Source organism: Streptomyces sp. NPDC025638, assembly GCF_055558775.1.
The window spans coordinates 576596-597187 of the sequence record NZ_JBVHLX010000003.1; the positions used below are offsets into that span (position 1 = coordinate 576596).

At 72.1% G+C, this 20592-nt stretch carries 19 protein-coding genes; 13 read left to right on the forward strand and 6 right to left on the reverse strand.

Annotation, left to right across the window (positions count from 1 at the left end; translation table 11 throughout):
• Positions 1–118 precede the first annotated feature (118 nt).
• Positions 119–1009, reverse strand: coding sequence for a helix-turn-helix domain-containing protein (locus ACZ4EG_RS10645; protein ID WP_467790347.1), 891 nt, complete (start codon positions 1007–1009; stop codon positions 119–121).
• Positions 1010–1259: 250 nt separating this feature from the next.
• On the opposite strand from ACZ4EG_RS10645, the gene ACZ4EG_RS10650 reads away from it, so the two are divergent.
• A complete protein-coding gene (locus ACZ4EG_RS10650) occupies positions 1260–2036 on the forward strand; it encodes an SDR family oxidoreductase (RefSeq protein WP_453545836.1) in 777 nt (258 codons plus the stop codon).
• 80 nt (positions 2037–2116) lie between these two features.
• Here ACZ4EG_RS10650 and ACZ4EG_RS10655 read toward each other — a convergent pair whose 3' ends face one another.
• Positions 2117–3505: a glycoside hydrolase family 43 protein gene (locus ACZ4EG_RS10655; protein WP_467790348.1), complete on the reverse strand. Its 1389-nt coding sequence runs from the start codon at positions 3503–3505 to the stop codon at positions 2117–2119.
• 213 nt (positions 3506–3718) lie between these two features.
• Between ACZ4EG_RS10655 and ACZ4EG_RS10660 the strand changes: the two genes are divergently transcribed.
• From ACZ4EG_RS10660 to ACZ4EG_RS10675, 4 genes are all read left to right on the forward strand, one after another.
• Positions 3719–5143 (forward strand): amidase, encoded by a 1425-nt coding sequence (locus ACZ4EG_RS10660; protein ID WP_467790349.1) that lies wholly within the window; start codon positions 3719–3721, stop codon positions 5141–5143.
• Positions 5144–5169: 26 nt separating this feature from the next.
• A complete protein-coding gene (locus ACZ4EG_RS10665; protein WP_316750697.1) occupies positions 5170–5388 on the forward strand; it encodes a hypothetical protein in 219 nt (72 codons plus the stop codon).
• Between the two features lie 131 nt (positions 5389–5519).
• Positions 5520–7001: an SPFH domain-containing protein gene (locus ACZ4EG_RS10670; protein ID WP_453545829.1), complete on the forward strand. Its 1482-nt coding sequence runs from the start codon at positions 5520–5522 to the stop codon at positions 6999–7001.
• A 45-nt stretch (positions 7002–7046) separates the two neighbouring features.
• The gene (locus tag ACZ4EG_RS10675; protein WP_363298186.1) at positions 7047–7493 is read left to right on the forward strand and encodes a type II toxin-antitoxin system PemK/MazF family toxin; all 447 of its coding nucleotides are present in this window, start codon (positions 7047–7049) and stop codon (positions 7491–7493) included.
• Here ACZ4EG_RS10675 and ACZ4EG_RS10680 read toward each other — a convergent pair.
• The gene (locus ACZ4EG_RS10680; protein ID WP_467790350.1) at positions 7478–8302 is read right to left on the reverse strand and encodes a TIGR02452 family protein; all 825 of its coding nucleotides are present in this window, start codon (positions 8300–8302) and stop codon (positions 7478–7480) included. The genes ACZ4EG_RS10675 and ACZ4EG_RS10680 overlap by 16 nt on opposite strands.
• Before the next feature lie 269 nt (positions 8303–8571).
• Between ACZ4EG_RS10680 and egtA the strand changes: the two genes are divergently transcribed.
• From egtA to egtD, 4 genes are read left to right on the forward strand one after another with little or no spacing between them, the layout of a single operon-like run.
• Positions 8572–9933 (forward strand): ergothioneine biosynthesis glutamate--cysteine ligase EgtA, encoded by a 1362-nt coding sequence (egtA, locus tag ACZ4EG_RS10685; protein ID WP_467790351.1) that lies wholly within the window; start codon positions 8572–8574, stop codon positions 9931–9933.
• Positions 9930–11246 carry an ergothioneine biosynthesis protein EgtB gene (gene egtB, locus ACZ4EG_RS10690; protein WP_467790352.1) on the forward strand — a complete coding sequence of 439 codons (1317 nt, stop codon included), beginning with the start codon at positions 9930–9932 and terminating at the stop codon, positions 11244–11246. The genes egtA and egtB overlap by 4 nt, the downstream gene beginning before the upstream one ends.
• Positions 11246–12025, forward strand: coding sequence for an ergothioneine biosynthesis protein EgtC (gene egtC, locus ACZ4EG_RS10695; RefSeq protein ID WP_467790353.1), 780 nt, complete (start codon positions 11246–11248; stop codon positions 12023–12025). The genes egtB and egtC overlap by 1 nt, the downstream gene beginning before the upstream one ends.
• The gene (gene egtD / locus ACZ4EG_RS10700) at positions 12022–12990 is read left to right on the forward strand and encodes an L-histidine N(alpha)-methyltransferase (protein WP_467790354.1); all 969 of its coding nucleotides are present in this window, start codon (positions 12022–12024) and stop codon (positions 12988–12990) included. Before egtC ends, egtD begins: the two co-directional genes overlap by 4 nt.
• A 54-nt stretch (positions 12991–13044) precedes the next feature.
• On the opposite strand, the gene ACZ4EG_RS10705 is transcribed toward egtD, so the two are convergent.
• On the reverse strand, positions 13045–14301 hold the full coding sequence (locus tag ACZ4EG_RS10705) for an extracellular solute-binding protein (RefSeq protein ID WP_467790426.1): 1257 nt from the start codon (positions 14299–14301) through the stop codon (positions 13045–13047).
• Between the two features lie 227 nt (positions 14302–14528).
• Here ACZ4EG_RS10705 and ACZ4EG_RS10710 point away from each other — a divergent pair, with 227 nt between their 5' ends.
• Entirely contained in the window at positions 14529–14744 is a 216-nt protein-coding gene (locus ACZ4EG_RS10710; protein WP_390705761.1) for a dodecin, read from the forward strand.
• Between the two features lie 36 nt (positions 14745–14780).
• Here the strand turns inward: ACZ4EG_RS10710 and ACZ4EG_RS10715 are convergent, their stop codons facing one another.
• Positions 14781–15272, reverse strand: a complete 492-nt coding sequence (locus ACZ4EG_RS10715; RefSeq protein WP_390705760.1) for a phosphatase domain-containing protein — start codon at positions 15270–15272, stop codon at positions 14781–14783.
• Positions 15273–15373: 101 nt separating this feature from the next.
• Here ACZ4EG_RS10715 and ACZ4EG_RS10720 point away from each other — a divergent pair, with 101 nt between their 5' ends.
• On the forward strand, positions 15374–16387 hold the full coding sequence (locus ACZ4EG_RS10720) for an LLM class flavin-dependent oxidoreductase (RefSeq protein WP_467790355.1): 1014 nt from the start codon (positions 15374–15376) through the stop codon (positions 16385–16387).
• Positions 16384–17670, forward strand: a complete 1287-nt coding sequence (locus tag ACZ4EG_RS10725) for a DUF2716 domain-containing protein (RefSeq protein WP_467790356.1) — start codon at positions 16384–16386, stop codon at positions 17668–17670. The genes ACZ4EG_RS10720 and ACZ4EG_RS10725 overlap by 4 nt, the downstream gene beginning before the upstream one ends.
• A gap of 27 nt (positions 17671–17697) precedes the next feature.
• On the opposite strand, the gene ACZ4EG_RS10730 is transcribed toward ACZ4EG_RS10725, so the two are convergent.
• Positions 17698–20169, reverse strand: coding sequence for an ATP-dependent Clp protease ATP-binding subunit (locus ACZ4EG_RS10730; RefSeq protein WP_467790357.1), 2472 nt, complete (start codon positions 20167–20169; stop codon positions 17698–17700).
• Positions 20170–20318: 149 nt separating this feature from the next.
• Here ACZ4EG_RS10730 and ACZ4EG_RS10735 point away from each other — a divergent pair, with 149 nt between their 5' ends.
• On the forward strand, positions 20319–20510 hold the full coding sequence (locus ACZ4EG_RS10735) for an antitoxin (RefSeq protein ID WP_263214954.1): 192 nt from the start codon (positions 20319–20321) through the stop codon (positions 20508–20510).
• Positions 20511–20592: the final 82 nt, after the last annotated feature.

A 20592-nucleotide genomic window follows, 5' to 3' on the forward strand; every position in this document is an offset into this window, starting at 1 on the left:
GGTCCGCGGGTCGGGCGTGGCCACGGGCGCTTCCTCTCCCTGCTGATCGGCCGGTTCGTACAGGGCGAACGTACGTAACGCTGATTACGTCGAGATCACCTCGGCCGATCAGCGGGAGTTAAGCCCGCCGCACAGGTCCCGGCGGGCCGGTGTGAGCGGCGCCGCCGCCGGGCTCCGTCCGGCCGGCGAGGAGCCGGAGGGCCTTGGCGGTGTCGGATCCGGGTTCGGCGGTGTAGACGCACAGGGTCTGGTCGGTGTCGCCGGGGGGCTGGAAGGACTCGTAGGTGAAGTGGAGGTCGCCGGCGAGGGGGTGGCGGTGGTGCTTGGTGCCGTGGGTGCGGCGCAGGACGCGGTGGTCGTTCCACCAGGTGGTGAACTCGGGGCAGCGCAGGGTGAGTTCGCCGATCAGGTCGGCGAGCTGCCGGTCATGCGGGTACCGGCCGGCTTCCAGCCGAAGGACGGCGACGGTCTCGGCGCCGACCCGCTCCCAGTCGCCGACGCGTTCGCGGGCCTCGGGGTCCAGGAGGTAGTAGCGGACCAGGTTGCGGCGGGTCGCGGGCAGGGCTTCGAAGTCGGTCAGGACCTCGCGGGCGAGGCGGTTGGAGGCCAGGACGTCGGTACGACGGCCGAGGATGAGGGCGGGCACGTGGTCGAGGGTGTTCAGCACCAGGTGCAGGCCCGGCCGGACCCGCTGAGGGCTGGTGGGTGCGCGGCGCGCGGTGGCGGGGCGGTGGGCCAGCAGGTCGGCGAGGTGCTCGCGCTCGGAGTGGTCGAGCCGGAGCGCGCGGGCGAGGGCCTCGAAGACCTCGGGCGAGGGGTTGTGGGCGCGCCCCTGTTCGATGCGGGTGTAGTACTCGGTGCTGACGCCGGCCAGCCGCGCGGCCTCGTCGCGGCGCAGGCCGGGTACGCGGCGGGCCCGGCCGTCGGCGGGGAGTCCCGCCTGGTCGGGGGTGATCCGGGCGCGGCAGGTGCGCAGGAAATCGGCGAGCTCGCGACTTGGTTCTCCCATGCCTTCAGTGTGACCGGGCCGGGCGGGACGTGGCCTCGGCCGGGTGGCCCTGCCAGTACCTGCCTCGCGGATACCTGCCTCGCGGATACCTGCCCGCTCAGGGCAACTTCCGGCGCCCGGTGCGGGCTCGGCGGGCGGTTTGCTGGTGGAGGGCCGAGACGGCGCACGGCTGAGAGCCCCGCTCTCGCTCTCTCCCCGCCCTCGGTCTCTCCCTGCCCCGACACTCTCACTGCCTTGAAAGGTGTGTCTCATGACCACGCAGACTTCCGCCCGTCCCCTCACCGGCCGGGTCGCGGTCGTCACCGGTGCCTCCAGCGGCATCGGCGAGGCGTCGGCCGAGCATCTGGCCGAGCTGGGCGCCCGGGTCGCCGTCCTGGCGCGGCGCGCGGAGCGGCTGGACGACCTGGTCTCCCGGATCGAGAAGAAGGGCGGCCGGGCCCTGGCCCTGGCGGTCGACGTGACCGACGCGGCGGCGGTACGGGCGGCCGCCGTCCGGGTCGCGGCCGAACTGGGCGGCGCCGGCCTGCTGTTCAACAACGCGGGCGTCATGCTCCCCGCCCCCGTCGAGCAGGTGGCCGCCGACCAGTGGCAGCACCAGATCGACCTCAACATCACCGGCCTGATGAATGTCATCGGCGCGTTCACCCCGCAGTTGGTCGCGGCCGCGGGTGAGCGCGGGGTGGCCGACCTGATCAACACCTCCTCGATCGCGGCGCGGAACGTCTTCCCGACCTTCGCCGTCTACTCCGCGACCAAGGCCTACGTCACCCATCTCTCCCGGCACCTGCGGGCGGAGCTGGGCGCCAAGAACGTCCGGGTCGCGGCGATCGAGCCGGGCATCGTCGGCACCGAGCTGCAGAACCACGTCACCGACGAGGGCGCCCTGGCCTGGCTGGAGGGCTCCCGGCAGACCATCGACTGGCTCACGCCCCAGGACATCGCGCGGACCGTCGGGTTCATCGCGTCCCTGCCGGCCCGGGTCAACCTCCAGCAGGTCACGGTCATGCCGACGGCGCAGACGGGCTGAGTCCGGCGGACGTGCGGCCCCCGGTGATCTCCGCCGGGGGCCACGGTGATCTCCGCCGGGGGCAACGGTGACCCGGCCGCTCAGCCCCAGGCGGTCACCGGCACGAACGAGCTGTCCTGGCGGAACAGGTCCGTGCCGTCCGAAACGTCCACGCGGAGCTGGTAGTTGTAGTGGCGCAGGTAGTAACCGGGGTAGTTGGACGACTCGAAGCGCACCGAGCCGGTGGCCGAGCCCACCCGCGCGATGAACGTGGCGTCCTTCGCGAACGTCGTCGTGCCGTCGTCGGCGTCGAAGCGGGCCCGGAAGTTGTAGTGGCGCAGATAGTTGCCGGACGCGTCGCGGAACGAGTAGCCGTTGGCGTCGGCGAGGCCCGCGACGACCGTGAACGTGGCGGCCTGCTTGTCGGCGGTGGCGCTGGAGCCGCTCACCACGGGCAGGTTGAGCAGGGCGGACTGCTCCGCCCAGTACCGGGTCGGGTAGTTGGCGGACTGGAAGGAGCGGGTGGCGTTCCTGGTGATGCTCGCGCCGCCGGACACCGTCTCCTTGACGACCGTGAAGTGGCGGGCCGTGCCCGAGATGCCCGGCAGTGCCTTCGGCGCGGTCCAGGTGGCGAAGGTGTCGTAGCTGTCGCTGTAGTAGTAGTTGCCGTCGCCGTAGCCGTCGAAGAAGATCCGCCAGCCGCCGTTGTCGAGCTGGATCACCGAGGGGCCCTCCCGGTAGCTGCCCCAGCCGGCCCAGTCGCCCGTCCTGGAGATCGTGTACGGGCCGGTGAGACTGGAGGCGGTGCCGTACTCGATGTACTTGGCCGTCTCGTTCTTGGTGAAGGCGTGGTAGGTCGAGCCGGTCCGCACGATGTACGTGTCGATGTGGTTGCTGCCGATGCCGGACAGGGCGACCGGTGAACTCCAGGCGGTGAGGGCGGAGTTGGTGGCCCTCAGCGCATACGGCGTGAAGATCCACTCGTTGTCGGCGGTGGAGCAGGAAACGATGACCTGGACGCTGCCGTCGCTGTCCACGAACCACTCGGGCGCCCAGGCGCGGGAGAGGTTGGTGATCGGGACCGGATAGTCGTACAGGAACGTCCAGTTGACCCGGTCGGAACTGCGCGCGAAGCCGATGGTGGTGCTGACGTCCTGCCAGGTGTGGGTGGTGTAGGTGAGGTAGTAATAGCCGTCCGTGTGCTTGAGGACGCTCGCGTCCCGGATGCGGTTGGCGGGCGGGGTGTACGCGGAGGCCCGCAGCAGGCGGAAGTCGGTGGCGTCGTCGGACTGGTAGACGTTCACCGTGCCGTCGTTGCTGTTGAGGAACGGCACGATGGTGTAGCGGGTGGTGGAGCCGCTCGCGGGGGCGGCGGCCGCGGCCGTGCCGAGCAGTCCGGGCAGTTCGCCCAGGACGAGGGCCGACGCGGGCAGGACGGCCATCGCGCGGAGCAGGGCGCGACGGGAGGGGGTGGAAGGACGTGGGGTCACGGGCGGCTCTCCCTGGGGCTCGTGCATCTCGTGCATCCTCAGCATGTCCGAGATTTCGGACGAAGTTCGAGAAGTCGAGCAGAAAGTAGAGGGGAGGCAGGTGCACGTCAATGCTTTCGACACGGCTCGCCGTCACCTGTGCGAAACCTGTACTGCGCCGGCCGTTCCGACGTTACTCTCCGGTAGACAACGTGCTCCGGAGGTGGTCCCGCAATGACGCCCGACCGTGCCCAAGGCCTGGCCGAGTCCGCCCGCGCACTGGCCGCGGGGGAGGTGACCTCCCGTCGGCTGGTAGAGCAGGCCCTCGCCCGCATCGAGGCCACCCAGGGCTCCCTGAACGCCTTCCGGATCGTACGCGGCGAGGCGGCCCTCGCCGAAGCAGAGGCCGCCGACCGGGCGTTGGCCGCGGGAGAGCGCGGCCCGCTGCTCGGCGTGCCGGTGGCGGTGAAGGACGACATGGACGTCGCGGGCGAGCCGACCGCCTTCGGCTGCCCGGGCGACTTCCCGCCGGTGGCCGAGGACGGCGAGGCGGTACGGCGGCTGCGCGCGGCCGGAGCCGTGATCGTCGGCAAGACGAACACCTGTGAGCTCGGGCAGTGGCCGTTCACCGAGGGGCCCGCGTTCGGCGACACCCGCAATCCCTGGCACACGGACCACAGCCCGGGCGGCTCCTCGGGCGGCTCGGCGGCGGCGGTCGCCGCGGGGCTCGTCCCGGCCGCGCTCGGCTCCGACGGTGCGGGGTCGGTACGGATCCCTGCCTCCTGGACCCATCTGATCGGCATCAAGCCGCAGCGCGGCCGCATCTCCACCTGGCCGCGCGGCGAGGCCTTCCAGGGCATCACGGTCAACGGCACCCTGGCCCGGACCGTGGCCGACGCGGCCCTGCTTCTCGACGCGGCGAGCGGCAACCACGACCGGGACCCGCACCAGCCGCCCGCGCTGACGGCCTCGGACGCGGTCGGCCGGGACCCCGGGCGGCTGCGCATCGCGCTGTCGCTGAAGCCGCCGTTCACCGCGGTACCCGCCCGACTCCAGCCCGAGGTACGGGCCAGGGTCCTCGAACTCGCTGAAAAACTGGCTGCGTTGGGCCACACCGTCGAGGAGGCCGACCCGCCCTACGGCCAGATCGGGCTGACCTTCGTACCGCGTGCCACGGTCGGCATCGCCGAGCACGTCGCCGACACACCCGACCCCGCCCTGCTGGACCGCCGCACCCGGGACGCCGCCCGGCTGGGCCGGCTGCTCGGCGGGGCGCCGCTGCGGGTGGCCCGGCGCGCGGAGGCGGCCCTGCACCGGCGGATCGGCGGCTTCTTCGGGACGTACGACGTGATCCTCGCCCCGACGACGGCCGCTCCCCCGCCCCGTATCGGGTCGATGCTGAAACTGGGCGGGCTGGCCACCGACCGCGCCATCATCGCCGCATGTCCCTACGCCTGGCCGTGGAACGTCCTGGGCTGGCCCGGGGTGAACGTCCCGGCCGGCTTCGTCGACGGCGGGCTGCCGGTCGGCGCCCAGCTGCTCGGCCCGGCGAACAGCGAGGCCCTGCTGATCTCCGTCGCCGCCCAGCTGGAGGCGGAGCTGCGCTGGCACGAACTGTGGCCGCCGGAGCACGCCGTCGCCGACGCCCCGGCCGCGTGACGGCGCTTGGCCCGTACCCTGTGACCATGGACGATGCGTCGATGGTCGGGCTCATGGGGCGGGTCACCGGAACGATCGGGCCCGGGCTCGTCGGCGAGGTGATCGTCCGGGTGCGCGGGGGTGCGGAGCACTTCCTGGCGTACGCCGCGGACGGCACGGGGCGGCTGGAGCGGGGCACGGTGGTGATGGTGGTGGAGTACCTGCCCCCGAGGACCGTCTACGTCACTGCCGCGTACGACAGTTGAGCATGCGTCGCCCCAGGTGAGAGCCTCGCGTCAAGATTGCAACAAGGATCCGTCAGCATCTTCTCCGTGGGCTTGCGCGGGAGCACACTCCCTTCGTTCGGTGCCGAGAGGGCACCATGCAAAGGGGGCGTATGCCGATGGTTGTCGGCGTCGTTGCGGGGGCGGCGGTCGTTGCCGTCCTCGTGTTGATCGGTGTGTTCAAGATGATGTGGCGGGTCGCCGAACCGAACGAGGCGCTCATCATCTCCGGTTCGAAGCATCGGACCGAGGGTCTTGAGGAGGGCATGGGATTCCGCATCGTCACGGGGCGCGGCACGCTGGTGCTGCCCGGTGTGCAGGCGGTACGCAAGCTCTCCCTCGACCTGAACGAGACCGAACTGCAAGTGGACTGCGTGACCCAGCAGGGCATCCCGCTCAAGGTGCGGGGCGTGGTCATTTTCAAGGTGGGCGACGACTTCGTGTCGGTCGCCAACGCCGCCCGGCGCTTCCTCGACCAGCAAAAGCTGATGTCGGAGCGGGTGCACAACGTCTTCGCCGGTCATCTCCGATCCATCGTGGGCGGGTTGACGGTCGAGGACATGATCCGCGACCGGGAGAAGCTCACCGGTCAGACCCGGGCCGCCTGCGGCACGGAGATGGAGAAGCTCGGCCTGATCGTCGACTCGCTGCAGATCCACGAGATCGAGGACCCGACCGGCTACATCCAGAACCTGGCGGCCCCGCACGCGGCGGCCGTCCAGCGGGACGCGCGTATCGCGCAGGCGGAGGCGAATCGTCTCGCCACCGAGGCCGAGCAGCAGTCGTACGCCCGGATGGCCGAGGCGACCCGGGACAGCGAGATCCTCCAGGCCGGCTACCAGGCCGAGCGGGACAAGGCGGGGGCGAAGGCCCGGCAGGCCGGACCGCTCGCCGACGCGGCCGCCCGGCAGGAGGTCGTCGTCCAGGAGACGCGGGTCGCCGAACTGGAGGCGCACCGGCGCGAGCAGCAGCTCCAGGCGGACATCCGCAAGCCGGCCGACGCCCGGGCCTACGAGAAGCGCACGCTGGCCGAGGCCGAGCGTGACGCGCGTATCTCGGGGGCCCAGGCCAAGGCGAAGGAGACGGAGCTCGCGGCGGCCGCCGAGGCCACCCGGGTCAAGACGGCCGCGAGCGCCGAGGCCGAGGCGACCAAGGCCCGTGGTGAGGCATCGGCCGCGGCGACCCGGGCCACCGGTGAGGCCGAGGCGGCCTCGGCGCAGGCGAAGGGCCTGGCGGACGCCGAGGCGACCAAGGCCAAGGGTCTCGCCGAGGCGGAGGCCATCAAGGCGAGGGCCGCGGCCCTCGCCGAGAACCAGGAGGCGGTCGTCGCCCAGCAACTCGCCGAGAACTGGCCGGAGATCGTGAAGGCCGGCGCGTCCGTCTTCGGCAACGTCGACAACATGGTGTTGCTCAACGGTGCCGACGGCATGGCCGACATGTTCGCCAAGGCGCTCACCATGGGCGGCACCGGTCTCGGCCTGGCGCGTCAACTGCTGGCCTCGATGAACCAGAACGGACAGGCCCCGAACGGGACTTCGTCCCTCAACGGGATCGCGACGCCGCCGGCGCAGAAGGTGCCGGTGGAGAAGGAGTAGGTGACGGGCTGACGCGGTCACGGGGGCACCCTCTAAGGTGCCCCCGTGACTGCGTTTACCGAAGAGAACGTCCCGGGCCGCCACGGCCCCACCGCCACCACCGAGGCCGACCCCCGTGCGGTCGGCCGGGTGCGCACCGAGTACTCCCCCGCGCACGACGGCGACCCGGATCCCGGTGAGATCGTGTGGACCTGGGTGCCCTTCGAGGAGAACGACGGGCGGGGCAAGGACCGGCCGGTGCTGGTCGTGGCACGGGAGGCCGAGGGGACGTTCCTCGCCGTCCAGCTGTCCAGCAAGCGGCACGACGGCGACCGCGAGTGGGTGGCCATCGGCAGCGGGCCGTGGGACCGCACGGGGCGCGACTCATGGGTGGACGTCGACCGCGTGCTGCGGCTGCACGAGGAGGGCATGCGCCGGGAGGCGTGCGCGCTGGACCGCGGCCGGTTCAACCTGGTGCGGCAGCGGCTGCACGAGCGCTACGGCTGGACCTGACGCTCCACGAACGTCCGTTCGAAGGCTGCTCGCACCACGGCTCCCGGTGTGCGGTCCAGGATCCCGAACACGATGTGTTCGAAGGTCCCGGCGAACCGCCCGCCGGGCCCGAGCAACCCGTGGAAGGCGCCCGCGACCTGCGCGGGGTCGTTCTGGAAGACTCCGCAGCCCCAGGCGCCGAGGACCAGCCGCCGGTAGCCGTGCGCCGCGGCCGTCTCCAGCACCCGCTCGGCACGCACCGCGAGGGCCCGCGGCAGGTCGGGCGCCCGCTCCGGAACCGTACGCAGGACGACTCCGGCGTTGGGGGCCGGGGAGGTCAGGAATCCGGCCGTGTACGGCTCGTCGAGCAGTCGGCCGCGGTCGTCACGGAAGACCGGTACGGTCGGTGAGTGGATGACACGGTCCGTGTAGAACGGGTCGCGGTGGGCGCGGTGGTGGTCGTAGAACTCCGGGGCCCGCAGCAGGCACGTATACAGCGCGGAGGCGCGGCACAGGGCCTCCTCCTGGGCCTGGGCGCCGTTCAGGTAGCCGCCGCCCGGATTGCGGGCCGAGGCGAAGTTCAGGACGGCGACCGGTCCCGGGAGCCGGCGGGCCGCCTCCAGGCTGCTCTCGCCGGAGACCTCCAGGACCGTGGCCGTGGCCGCCGCGGGAGGGAACGGGACCGGGTCGGGCCCGTGCATGCGGGTGCCCGCCCGCGCGGCCTCGATCCCGGCCGTGAGCGACACCTCGTGACCGCCGGGCGCGCGATACGCCCCCTGCGCCACGATCCGCTCGGTCTCCGTCGCGATACCGCGCAGCCGCGCGCTCATGGCGCCACCCCCGTGTGCGCCACGACCGCGTGCCGCGCGGTCTCCCCCGTCGTGTTCATGAACGCATCGTGAGCGATTCCGGTCTTTGGGTGCAACAGAGTTTCCCGGCCCCGGAAACGCGCGGGAAACGGAGATGACGAGTCCCGAACACGCCTATGTGCACCCTTGTGCGAATCGAGGCGAGGGTCTTGGGTGGGACGAGTGCCGCCGGGCGGGGCCCGTCGAACGCCCGACCGGTGGCATCGCGGAATCTCTGAGAGGATCGCGATATGTCCGATACATCCAGTGCCGGTTCGGTGAGTGACTGTAGCGACTGTACGCAGCCACGCACCTCCGTCACCGAAGCCGAGGTGGAGGCCCTGGTCCGGGGCATCTGCTTCAAGACCGGACCGCCCCGCTGCCTCGGGGTCGAAGTGGAATGGCTGGTCCACGAGCTGCGGCAGCCGCAGCTCCCCGTGACACCCGAACGACTCGAAGCGGCCTATGCCGCACTGCGTACCGTGCCCCTGAGGTCGGCGCTCACCGTCGAGCCCGGCGGCCAGCTGGAACTCAGCTCGCCGCCCGCCGCCTCCCTGATGGAGTGCATCGGTACCGTCTCCGCCGATCTGGACGCCGTCCGCGCGGTCCTCGCCGAGGCCGGCCTCGGTCTCGTCGGCGTCGGTCACGACCCCTGGCACCTGCCCCGCCGGTTCCTGCGCGATCCGCGCTACGAGGCCATGGAGACCAGCCTCGACCGCAGGGGCACGGCCGGCCGGCACATGATGTGCACCTCGGCCTCCGTCCAGGTGTGCGTGGACGCCGGGTACGAGGAACCCGGCCCACTGGGCCACGGCCGCCGCTGGTGGCTGGCGCATCAGCTGGGCCCGGTGCTGGTGGCCACGTTCGCCAACTCCCCGCTGGTGGGACGGCAGCCCACGGGCTGGCTGTCCACCCGGCAGCTGCTGTGGCTGGAGATCGGCCCCGGTCAGGCGGGCGCTCCCCCACTGGACGGGGAGCCGCGCGACGCCTGGGCCCGGCACGTTCTCGACGCCCCGGTGATGTGCGTACGGCACGACGACGGCCCGTGGGAGGTGCCCGAGGGGCTCACCTTCCGGGAGTGGACCCGCTCGAAGGCGCCCCGGCCGCCCACCCGCGAGGACCTCGACTACCACGTCACAACGCTGTTCCCGCCGATCAGACCGCGCGGCCACCTGGAACTGCGCATGATCGACGCACAGCCCGGCGACGACGGTTGGATCGTGCCGCTCGCGGTGACGGCGGCGCTGTTCGACGACCCGGAGGCGGCCGAGACCGCGTACCGGACCGTGAAGCCGCTGGCCGAGCGGGCCCTGTCGCGCCCCGCGCCGCACAATCCGCTGTGGATCGACGCGGCACGGACCGGGCTCGCCGACCCCGAGCTGCGCGAGGCCGCCGTCACCTGTTTCACGGCGGCGCTGGAGGCCCTGCCCCGCCTCGGCGCGACCGGCGACGTCACGGCCGCCGTCGCGGCGTACCTGAACCGCTATGTCGTCCGGGGCCGCTGCCCCGCCGACGATCTGCTGGACCGTCTGCACGGCACGGAACTCCCCCAGTCTCGGCTCGGCTCGACCGGAGGGACGCCCACTGCCCACGGGAAGGACATCCTCACATGACCGCCCCCGAGACCGACTCCGAGACCCTGCGCCGACGTGCCCTGACCTCGCTCACCGCGGCCCGTGACCGCACCACGCTGCTGACCAGCTGCGTCGAGGAGCCCGACCTCACCGCCCAGCACTCTCCGCTGATGTCCCCGCTGGTGTGGGACCTCGCCCACATCGGCAACCAGGAGGAGCTGTGGCTGCTGCGCTCGGTCGGCGGCCGGGAGGCGATGCGACCCGAGATAGACAGCCTGTACGACGCCTTCGAGCACCCGCGTGCCGAGCGGCCCTCGCTGCCGCTGCTGCCGCCCGCCGAGGCCCGCCGCTACGCGGCCGAGGTGCGCGGACGCGCCCTGGACCTGCTGGAGAGCACGGCGTTCCACGGCACACGGCTGACCGAGGCGGGCTTCGCCTTCGGGATGATCGCGCAGCACGAACAGCAGCACGACGAGACCATGCTGATCACCCATCAGCTCCGCAGGGGCCCGCAGGCCCTCACCGCCCCGGACCCGGACCCGGCACCGCCGTTCACCGGCCCCGCCGAAGTACTGGTCCCCGGCGGCCCGTTCACCATGGGCACCTCCACCGAGCCGTGGTCGCTGGACAACGAACGCCCGGCACACCAGGTCGAGGTGGCGCCCTTCCATCTCGACACCACTCCCGTGACGAACGCCGCCTACCAGGCGTTCATCGAGGACGGCGGCTACGAGCAGGAGCGCTGGTGGACGCCGGAGGGCTGGGAGCACATACGCCGGCACTCCATCACGGCACCGCTGTTCTGGAGCCGCGACGGCGGGCAGTGGCTCAGGCGCCGCTTCGGCGTCACCGAGGTGGTGCCGCCCGACGAGCCGGTGCTGCACGTGTGCTGGTACGAGGCGGACGCCTACGCCCGCTGGGCCGGGCGTCGGCTGCCCACCGAGGCGGAGTGGGAGAAGGCGGCCCGCCACGATCCCGCCCAGGACCGCTCGACGCGCTACCCGTGGGGCGACGCCGATCCGGCGCCGGAACACGCCAACCTGGGCCAGCGCCATCTGCGGCCCGCTCCGGCCGGCAGCTATCCGGCCGGTGAATCCCCGCTGGGGATAAGGCAGTTGATCGGCGATGTGTGGGAGTGGACGGCGAGCGACTTCCTGCCGTACCCGGGGTTCGCGGCGTTCCCGTACAAGGAGTACTCGGAGGTGTTCTTCGGGTCCGAGTACAAGGTGCTGCGCGGCGGTTCGTTCGCCGTGGACCCGGTGGCCTGCCGGGGGACGTTCCGCAACTGGGACTACCCGATCCGGCGGCAGATCTTCTCCGGGTTCCGCACCGCCCGCTCGGAGAGTGTCTGATGTGCCGTCATCTGGCGTATCTGGGAGCCGAGGAGCCGCTGGGACGGCTGCTCGTGGAGCCCCCGCACGGTCTGTACCGCCAGTCGTGGGCGCCGCGGCGGCAGCGGTACGGGACGGTCAACGCCGATGGCTTCGGGGTGGGCTGGTACGCCCCGGGCGATCCGGTGCCGGCCCGCTACCGGCGGGCCGGGCCGATCTGGGCGGACGTCTCCTTCGCCGATCTGGCCCGGGTCGTCCGCACCGGAGCACTGCTCGCCGCGGTGCGTGACGCGACCCTGGCGGGCGCCGACGCGGAGGCCGCGGCGGCACCGTTCGCCGCGGGCCGCTGGCTCTTCAGCCACAACGGCGCCGTCGCGGGCTGGCCGCAGTCGGCGGCGCCGCTCGTCCCGGGACTGCCTCCGGTCGATCTGCTGTCCCTGGAGGCGCGCACCGACTCGGCGTTCGTGTGGGCCCTGGTCCTGCACCGGCTGCGGGGCGGCGACGACCTGGGCCGGGCGCTGGCCGGCACGGTGCGGCAGGTCGCCGAGGCGGCCCCGGCCTCCCGGCTCAACCTGCTGCTCAGCGACGGCGAGACGATCGCCGCCACCGCCTGGGGCGACACCCTCTTCCATCTCGTGGAACCCGGCGTTCGCACCGTCGTGGCCTCCGAGCCGTACGACGACGACCCGCACTGGCAGGAGGTCCCCGACCGCACGCTGCTCACGGCGAGCCGCGCGGGGGTGCTGCTCACCCCGGTCGAGGACCCGGCCTCCGTACCGTCGAAGGAGCCTTGTACGTGAGTACCCTGCACGTCACCCGCACGCTTCCCGAGGACGCGACCGACGCCGCGCTGCGCGCCGACGTCCGGGACGGCCTCACCGTCACTCCCAAGACCCTGCCGCCGAAGTGGTTCTACGACGCCCGGGGCAGCGAACTGTTCGACAAGATCACCGAACTGCCCGAGTACTACCCGACGCGCGCCGAGCGCGAGATCCTCGTCGCCCGGGCCGCCGAGATCGCGGCGGCCTCCCGCGCCCGCACCCTGGTCGAGCTGGGTTCCGGCTCGTCCGAGAAGACCCGCTTCCTGCTCGACGCGCTCACCGACCTGCGCACCTATGTCCCCGTGGACGTCAGCGAGAGCGCGCTCGTCCAGGCCGGACAGGCCCTCGTCGAGGAGCGGCCGGCCGTCGACGTGCACGCCCTGATCGCGGACTTCACCGCCCGGCTGACCCTGCCGGACACGCCCGGTCCGCGGCTGGTCGCCTTCCTGGGCGGGACCATCGGCAATCTGCTGCCGGCCGAACGCGCCGACTTCCTGGCGTCGGTGCGCGGACTGCTGTCGCCGGGCGACGCGCTGCTGCTCGGCACGGACCTGGTCAAGAACGAGGAGGTGCTGGTCAGGGCGTACGACGACGCGGCCGGGGTGACGGCCGAGTTCAACAAGAACGTACTGGCCGTGGTCAACCGCGAACTGGGCGCCGACTTCGATCCGGACGCCTTCGAGCATGTGGCGCTGTGGGACGCCGAGAACGAGTGGATCGAGATGCGGCTGCGCTCCCGTACGGCCCAGACCGTGAAGATCCCCGCCGTCGATCTGGCCGTGGAGTTCGCGGCGGGCGAGGAACTGCGCACCGAGGTGTCGGCGAAGTTCCGGAAGGAGGGGATCTCCGCCGAACTGGCCGCGGCGGGGCTGACGCTGACCGACTGGTGGACCGACCCGCAGAACCGTTTCGCTCTGTCGCTCAGCACCGTGCGCGAGCACTGAGCACCGTGCGCGACGGATGCGCACCGTGCCCGTCACCGGGCAGGGTGCGGTGCCTCAGCCCAGGTCGGGTGCGAGGGCCTCGGTGATCCGCCGGGAGGCGCGGCGCGCCTCGGTCGCCGGGTCCGCGCCGCCCAGCACCCTGGTCATGTACTCCTTGATCGGGTTGTCGGCCTCGACCGCGGTCCACTGAGGGGTGCTGGGGGTCGCCCGGCCGTGCGCGGCACCGGCCGCCATGGCGGCGACCCCCTCGGCCCCGGCGACCGCGCTCGCCAGGGTCGTCTTGTTGGGGACGTAGTTCATGGTGCGGGCCAGCTCGGTGTCCCACTTGGCCCCGGCGAGCGCCCCGACCACGGCCACGGCGTCGTACGGCCGGTCGGTGTTCTGCGGTACGACGAGGTCGGAGCCGCCGGTGAAGACGGTGCCGGGACGGCCCGCGGTCTTGCCGGGGACCGGGAAGTAGCCCAACTGGTCCGCGAGCGCGGGGTTCTGCTGCACGATGGCCTGGGCGAGTCCCGGCACGGCCACGATCTGTGCCACCTTGCCGTCCGCGAACACGCCCGCTTGGGGCGGGTGTTCCTCGTCCGCGCCGACGGGTCCTTGGCCCAGCGCCTGCAACCGGCGGTAGAACTCCATGCCGCGCAGGGCGGCCGGGGTGTCCAGGGTGCCCTTCCAGCGTCCGTCCGCCTCCCGGGCGAGGTCGCCGCCCTCGTCCCAGATGAACCCGGAGAGGGTGTACCAGTCCTGTCCGGCGAGGTAAATGCCCTGGTTGCCGCCGGAGTCGAGCTTCTGGGTGTCGCTGAGCCACTCCTCGCGGGTCTTCGGCGGCGCGTCGATGCCGGCCTTCTCGAACAGGTCCTTGCGGTAGATGACGACGCGGTTGGCCGCGTACCAGGGGATGCCGTACTGCTGGGTGTTGTCCCGTCCGGGTTCGGCGAGGCCGGGCAGCCAGTGCGACATCCCCCAGTCGCGCGCGGACTCCAGCGTCAGGTCGGTGAGCCGGCCGTCCTCGACGTACTGCGGGACCTGCGTGTTGCCGACCTCGATGACGTCGGGGCCGTCCTTGGACTGTGCCTTCAGGGCCGACTGCACCTTGTCGACGATGCCGGTCCACTGCTGGATGCGGATGTCGAGCCGGATGCTCTTGTGCGTGCGCTCGAAGTCCTCGGTGAAGCGGCGCAGGAACTCCTTCGACGCGCTGTCCTTCATCAGCCACACCGTGACCGTGTGGCGCTCGTTCCCGCCGGGCAGGACGCCGCAGCCGGTGGCGAGGGAGGCGGACACACAGATGAGGGCGAGCAGCCGTCGGCGCACCGGTTCGTGACTCACGAGGGGTCCTGTTCTGTCGGCGGACAGGGGAAGAGGCCCGACGTGGGGGGACGAGCGCGGGGCTCGTACGGGTGTGCAGGATTTTGGTATGGACCAATGCGGCGGTCAAGGGCTACCGGGGGTAGGGCCGTGACGCCTCGCGCTCCGCCTCCACATACGGCACGGTGGAGTGACGCGTGACACACCCGTCACGGAGAGAGAGGAGCACCCGCATGACCAACCACACCTACCGGGTCACGGAGATCGTCGGCACCTCCCCCGAGGGCGTCGACAAGGCCATCCGCAACGGCATCGCCCGCGCCGCCCAGACCGTGCGCAATCTGGACTGGTTCGAGGTGACACAGGTCAGGGGCCAGATCGAGAACGGGCAGATCGAGCACTGGCAGGTCGGCCTGAAGGTCGGCTTCCGCATCGAGGACGAGACCTGACCCGACCGGGGCCGCGACCTGACGTGCCCGGCCGCCTCAGGTCCGCCCCTCCCGCTCCTGGGCGTCCTCCAGGGCGGCCGACCGGTCGGCCCAGCGCGCCCGTACGACGGTGAATCCGGCCCGTTCGGCGTCCTCGCACACCAGCTTGTCGTCGTCCACCAGGACCCGGATCTCGCGGTCACGGGCGAGGCGCCGCAGGATCTCCAGCTTGGTGTGACGGGCGCCCCGGCGGTCGGCGTCGCGCCGCATGAAGACACGTCCCTCGGGCAGCCCCTGGGCGGCCAGCCAGTCGACCGTGTCGGGCCGGCACCGCTCGGGCCGCCCGGTGAGATACACGACCTCGCACTCCCGCGCGCACTCCAGCACCAGCGCCACGCCCTCGGCGAGCGGCGGATCCAGCGACGCCGCGCCGAAGAAGCCCTCCCAGTCCCGCGGCTTGTCCTGAAGAAACCGCTGCCGGTGCGCGGTGTCGGCGAGCGTGTTGTCGAGATCGAACACGGCGAGCGGTCGCGTACTGCTGTCAGTCACCCGGCCACCCTAATCGGCACCGCCCGGAACCCGGGCGGAGGAACGCAAGGCCCCGCGGCCGCCGTGAGGAATCCCGCGGGCTCTGCGGTGTTGTACCTCGTATGAGTTCCGCTGTCGCCTCGGCCCGCTTCTCCGTCCTCGACCGCTCCCGCACCCGGGAGGGGCACACGCACACCGAGGCGCTGCGCGACACCGTCGTGCTGGCGCGGGAACTGGAGGCGCTCGGGTATCACCGGCTCTGGGTCTCCGAACACCACGGCGTGCCCGGTGTCGCCGGGTCCGCGCCGACCGTGCTGGCCGCCGCGGTGGCCGCGGCCACGCGCACGATCCGGGTCGGCACCGGCGGAGTGATGCTGCCGAACCACCAACCCCTGGTCGTGGCCGAGCAGTTCGGGGTGCTGGAGTCGCTGTTCCCTGGGCGGATCGACATGGGCCTGGGCCGGTCCGTGGGCTTCACCGACGGGGTGCGCAGGGCGCTGGGGCGCGGCAAGGGCGACGCGGAGGACTTCGCGGCACAACTGGACGAACTGCTCGGCTGGTTCGAGGGGACCTCCCCCACCGGGGTGCACGCGCGTCCGGCGGAGGGGTTGCGCGTGCCGCCCTTCGTGCTGGCCATGGGCGAGGGCGCCGGCATCGCGGCCCGCGCCGGGCTGCCCATGGTGATCGGCGACCTCCGCAACCGGGAGAAGATGCTGCGCGGCATCGACCACTACCGCGCCCGCTTCCGGCCCTCGCCCTGGGCGTCGCAGCCGTACGTCGTCGTCTCCGGCACGATCGCGGTGGCCGCCACCCCCGAGGAGGCCCGGCGCCTGCTCGTCCCGGAGGCCTGGTCCATGGCGTACGCGCGCACCCACGGCATGTTTCCGCCCCTGCCGCCCGCCGAGCGGATCGAGTCCGGCACGATGACGGCGAAGGAGCGCGGCCTGTACGAGTCCGGCCTGGCCGGGCATATCGCGGGCACCGAGGAGCAGGTGGCCGACGAGCTGGAAATGCTGTTGAAGGACACCGGCGCCCAGGAGATCCTCGTCACGACCAGCACACACGACCGATCGGCGCTGCTGGACTCCTACCGGCGGCTCGCCGGGATCGCGAACCTGGAGAAGAACACCGAGTGACCGCCACCTCCGCGCTGCTGTGGGCCGAGTACGAGAGACAGATCCGCGGTGCCGCGCCCCCGGAGGGCCCCTGGGAGCCATGGGGTACCAGGGTCGAGCGGGACGGACCGCTCGTGCGCGTCCACTACGGCACGCACGGGACCGTCGTCCACGCATCGCTGGTCGGCGCGGACCTGGACCTGGACGGGCTGGTCCGGCGCCAGCAGGCGGCCTTCGCCGAGCGTGTCGAGCCGGTCGAGTGGAAGGTGTACGACCACGACGGACCCGCCCTGCCCGCGGCGCTGTACGCCGCGGGGTTCACGCCGGGACCACCGCGAGCCCTGCTGATCGCCGACGTCGCCGACGTGCCCGCCTGCCCCGGAGCGGTCGTACGGTCGCACTTCGCCGGTCTGGACGAACCGCGCCGGGAGTCCGTGCGCCGCATGGCGGCCGACGCTCCCGAACAGCGCCGGGCGCTCGCGGAGTCGGAGGCCGACGGGCAGGACTGGGAGGCCCTCGTTCTGGAGCGTGCGGGCCGGGTCGTGGACGTGCTCTGGCTGGAGGCAGTACGCGACACCGACTTCACCGCGATCGGGGGGACGACCAACCCGCGTCCCGAACTGCTCGACGCCGCAGTGGCGTTCGCCTCCCGGTGGTCCGTCCGGTCGACGCGGCTGGTCGCCGAGGCGCCGGAGGCCTTCGTGCCGGCCCATCTCGCGGCGGGCTTCCACGAGGCCGCCCGCGTGACCACGTACCGCTGGGCGCCGCCCGGTGATCCGGCCTTGGAACGTCCGTCCCGACGACTCCTGTCGGAGCCGGAGCACGACGAGATCTGGAAGCGGTTCGAGGAGCGCTTCGAGGTGACGTACGAGACGGCCTACGACGGTATGGCCGAGCCCCCGGGCTCGGTCGTCTTCCACATGGCCGCCGTCGACCACCCACAGGACCCGCTGCTCGCCGAGGTCGAGCGCGTGATCGCGCGCGGACTGCGGGCCTGCGGGCGGCCCGGCGACCGGCTCTACCGCCTGAAGTGGTACATCAGCGGCTCCCGCTGCGACCCCACGCGCGTCGGCGGCCCCGGGCAGCCCCGCTGGGTGGGCTACTCCTACCTCGTCGACGAGAACGTCGTCCAGGTCACCGGCGACCTGCGGATGGGCACGTACGGCAACTTCCGCGAGGAGTCCCTGTGCGTGTTCGGCCCCGACCTCGTCGAGGAGGTGGAGGCCGAACTCACCGCACTGCTCGGCACGGTGCTGCGCCGCGACGGCCGGCCGGTGGGCAATGTGTGGAGCTTCGGCCCCTGATCGCACCCGCGTGCCCGGGCGTCGTCCTCAGACGGCGGCCGTCCGGTCCGTGCGGATCGCGATCGCGCCGTCCGCCGCGTCCACCACGGCCCGGTCGCCCGCGTTCAGCTGACCGGACAGGAGCAGGTCGGCGAGCCGGTCGTCGACCTCGCGCTGGATGGTGCGGCGCAGTGGGCGGGCGCCGAACTCCGGCTGGTGGCCGATGTTCGCGAGCAGGTCGGCGGCCGCGTCGGTGACCTCCATCGAGACGTCCTGCGCGTGCAGCCGGCGCCGGGTGTGTTCCAGCAGCAGGTCGACGATCTGGCGCAACTGGGCGCGGTCCAGGCCGCGGAAGACGATGATCTCGTCGATGCGGTTGAGGAACTCGGGCCGGAAGTGCCGGTTCAGGACCGGCATCACCGACTCGCGGACCTTCGTGTAGTCCTCGACGCCGGACGTCAGGATCCGGTCGGCGCCGATGTTCGACGTCATGATCACGACGGTGTTCTTGAAGTCCACCGTGCGGCCCTGGGAGTCGGTCAGGCGGCCGTCGTCGAGCAGTTGCAGCAGGGTGTTGAAGACGTCCGGGTGCGCCTTCTCGACCTCGTCGAGCAGCAGGACGGCGTACGGCTGCCTGCGCACGGCCTCGGTGAGCTGGCCGGCCTCCTCGTGGCCGACGTATCCGGGAGGCGCCCCGACCAGCCGGGAGACGGTGTGCCGCTCCTGGAACTCGCTCATGTCCAGGCGGATCATGCGGTTCTCGTCGCCGAAGAGGGCGGCGGCGAGCGCGCGGGCCAGTTCGGTCTTGCCCACGCCGGTGGGGCCGAGGAAGAGGAAGCTGCCGACAGGGCGGTTGGGGTCGCTCATGCCGGCGCGGGCGCGGCGGACGGACCGGGCGACCGCGGTGATCGCCTCGTCCTGGCCGACGACCCGCTCGTGGAGGTGCTCCTCCAGCTTCATCAGCCGCTCCCGCTCCTCCTCGGTGAGCTGGGCGACGGGGATGCCGGTGGTGCGGGAGACGACCTCGGCGATGTCCTCGGCGGTGACCTTGGGCGCGTGCTCCTCGGCCCGGTCCGACCCGGCCAGTTGCTCCTCGGCGTCCTTGATCCGGTCACGCAGTTCCTTGGCGCGCTCGTACTCCTCGTCGGCGACCGCCTGGTCCTTCTCCCGGTTGAGGGCGGCGATCCGGTCCTCGATGTCCCGGGTGTCCGACAGGGGTGTCTTGGACCGCAGCCGGACGCGGGCGGCGGCCTGGTCCATCAGGTCGATGGCCTTGTCGGGCAGGAAGCGGGAGGTGATGTAGCGGTCGGACAGCTCGGCCGCGGCGACGAGCGCCTCGTCGGTGATACGGACCTGGTGGTGGGCCTCGTAGCGGTCGCGCAGGCCGCGGAGGATCTCGATGGTGTCGTCGACGGTGGGCTCGCCGACCAGGATGGGGGCGAAGCGGCGCTCCAGCGCGGCGTCCTTCTCGATGTGCCTGCGGTACTCGTCGACGGTCGTCGCGCCGATGAGGTGCAGTTCGCCGCGGGCCAGGGCGGGCTTGAGCATGTTGCCCGCGTCCAGGGCGCCCTCGCCGCCCCCGCCGGCGCCCACGACGGTGTGCAGCTCGTCGAGGAACAGCACCAGTTCGTCGCTGTGCTCGCCCACCTCGTCGAGCAGCTTCTTCAGCCGCTCCTCGAACTCGCCCCGGTACTTGGTCCCGGCCACCATCCCGGCCAGGTCCAGGGAGACGAGCCGCTTGCCCTTCAGGGTCTTGGGGACGTCGTCCGCGGCGATGCGCTGGGCGATGCCCTCGACGATCGCGGTCTTCCCGACGCCGGGGTCGCCGATGAGGACCGGGTTGTTCTTGCTGCGCCGGGACAGCACCTCGATCGTCTGTTCGACTTCCTCGTCCCGTCCGATCACGGGGTCGAGCCGCCCGGCCCGGGCGTCCTCGGTGAGGTCGCGGCCGTACTCGTCGATGGTCGGCGTGCTGCTGGGCTTGCGGCGCTCCGCCGCCCCCTCCGCGGGCAGCCGGGTCGGCTCCCAGCCGCTGTCGCTGAGCTCCCGCGCGGCCACCGACTCCGGGTTCGCGGCGAGCGCCCGCAGCAGATGCTCGGGGCCGATGTAGGAGGCGCCCTCGGCGCGGGAGATCTGGTAGGCGTCGAGCAGTGCGCGCTTGGCGGCCGGGGTCAGCGTGGTGGGCTCGGACTTCTCGGCGCCGCCCGGGGCAGTGCCGAGCCGCTCCCGGATCCGGTCGGGGTCCGCGCCCGCCTCGGTCAGCAGCCGGCGGGTGGATTCGTGCTCGGTGGCGGCGGCCAGCAGGTGCCGTGCGTCGAGCTCCTCGCTGCCCTCCACGGCGGCGATGTCGCGTGCGTCCGCGACCAGCTCACGGGCGCGCTCCGACAGCAGGCTGCCGATGTCGACCCGCTGCACCCGCCTGCCGGACGAGGCCGGGCCGGATCCACCGAAGAAGCGATTCATGAGGTCGTCGAACTCTTCGAAGGGGCTGCGTCCGAAGCCGAAACCGGGAGTAGTCATGGGAACGGGCCTTTCTGGTGCGCCAGGCATACGCGCCTTCCAAACTCGCACAGGCCGGGCACCCCCGCACGGGGACGGCCGCCGAGATGCGGACGGCGCCCGGGCCGACCAGGCTGGGAGAGGGAACGTCTACCGGCTGGGAGGACCCCATGTCCTTCATGGACAAGATCAAGGGAATGCTCAAGGGCCACGAGGACATGGCCTCCAAGGGCATCGACAAGGGCGGCGACTACGCCGACCAGAAGACCGGGAACAAGTACCAGTCCCAGGTCGACACCGCACAGCAGAAGCTGAAGGACGAGCTCGGCGGCCAGGAGCGGGACATCCCGCCGCACCCGTAAGTCCCCGCTCCTGGGGGGCGCGTCGGGCGCCGGGCTAGAATCGCGGGGTTTGTCCCCGCCCGGCCGGCCCGTACGGAGTACC

Coding starts and splice junctions, on each gene's coding strand:
- ACZ4EG_RS10645 (WP_467790347.1), bottom strand. CDS start 1,009: ATGGGAGAACCAAGTCGCGAGCTCGCCGATTTCCTGCGCACCTGCCGC.
- ACZ4EG_RS10650 (WP_453545836.1), top strand. CDS start 1,260: ATGACCACGCAGACTTCCGCCCGTCCCCTCACCGGCCGGGTCGCGGTC.
- ACZ4EG_RS10660 (WP_467790349.1), top strand. CDS start 3,719: ATGACGCCCGACCGTGCCCAAGGCCTGGCCGAGTCCGCCCGCGCACTG.
- ACZ4EG_RS10665 (WP_316750697.1), top strand. CDS start 5,170: ATGGACGATGCGTCGATGGTCGGGCTCATGGGGCGGGTCACCGGAACG.
- ACZ4EG_RS10670 (WP_453545829.1), top strand. CDS start 5,520: ATGCCGATGGTTGTCGGCGTCGTTGCGGGGGCGGCGGTCGTTGCCGTC.
- ACZ4EG_RS10680 (WP_467790350.1), bottom strand. CDS start 8,302: ATGAGCGCGCGGCTGCGCGGTATCGCGACGGAGACCGAGCGGATCGTG.
- egtA (WP_467790351.1), top strand. CDS start 8,572: ATGTCCGATACATCCAGTGCCGGTTCGGTGAGTGACTGTAGCGACTGT.
- egtB (WP_467790352.1), top strand. CDS start 9,930: ATGACCGCCCCCGAGACCGACTCCGAGACCCTGCGCCGACGTGCCCTG.
- egtC (WP_467790353.1), top strand. CDS start 11,246: ATGTGCCGTCATCTGGCGTATCTGGGAGCCGAGGAGCCGCTGGGACGG.
- ACZ4EG_RS10710 (WP_390705761.1), top strand. CDS start 14,529: ATGACCAACCACACCTACCGGGTCACGGAGATCGTCGGCACCTCCCCC.
- ACZ4EG_RS10720 (WP_467790355.1), top strand. CDS start 15,374: ATGAGTTCCGCTGTCGCCTCGGCCCGCTTCTCCGTCCTCGACCGCTCC.
- ACZ4EG_RS10730 (WP_467790357.1), bottom strand. CDS start 20,169: ATGACTACTCCCGGTTTCGGCTTCGGACGCAGCCCCTTCGAAGAGTTC.
- ACZ4EG_RS10735 (WP_263214954.1), top strand. CDS start 20,319: ATGTCCTTCATGGACAAGATCAAGGGAATGCTCAAGGGCCACGAGGAC.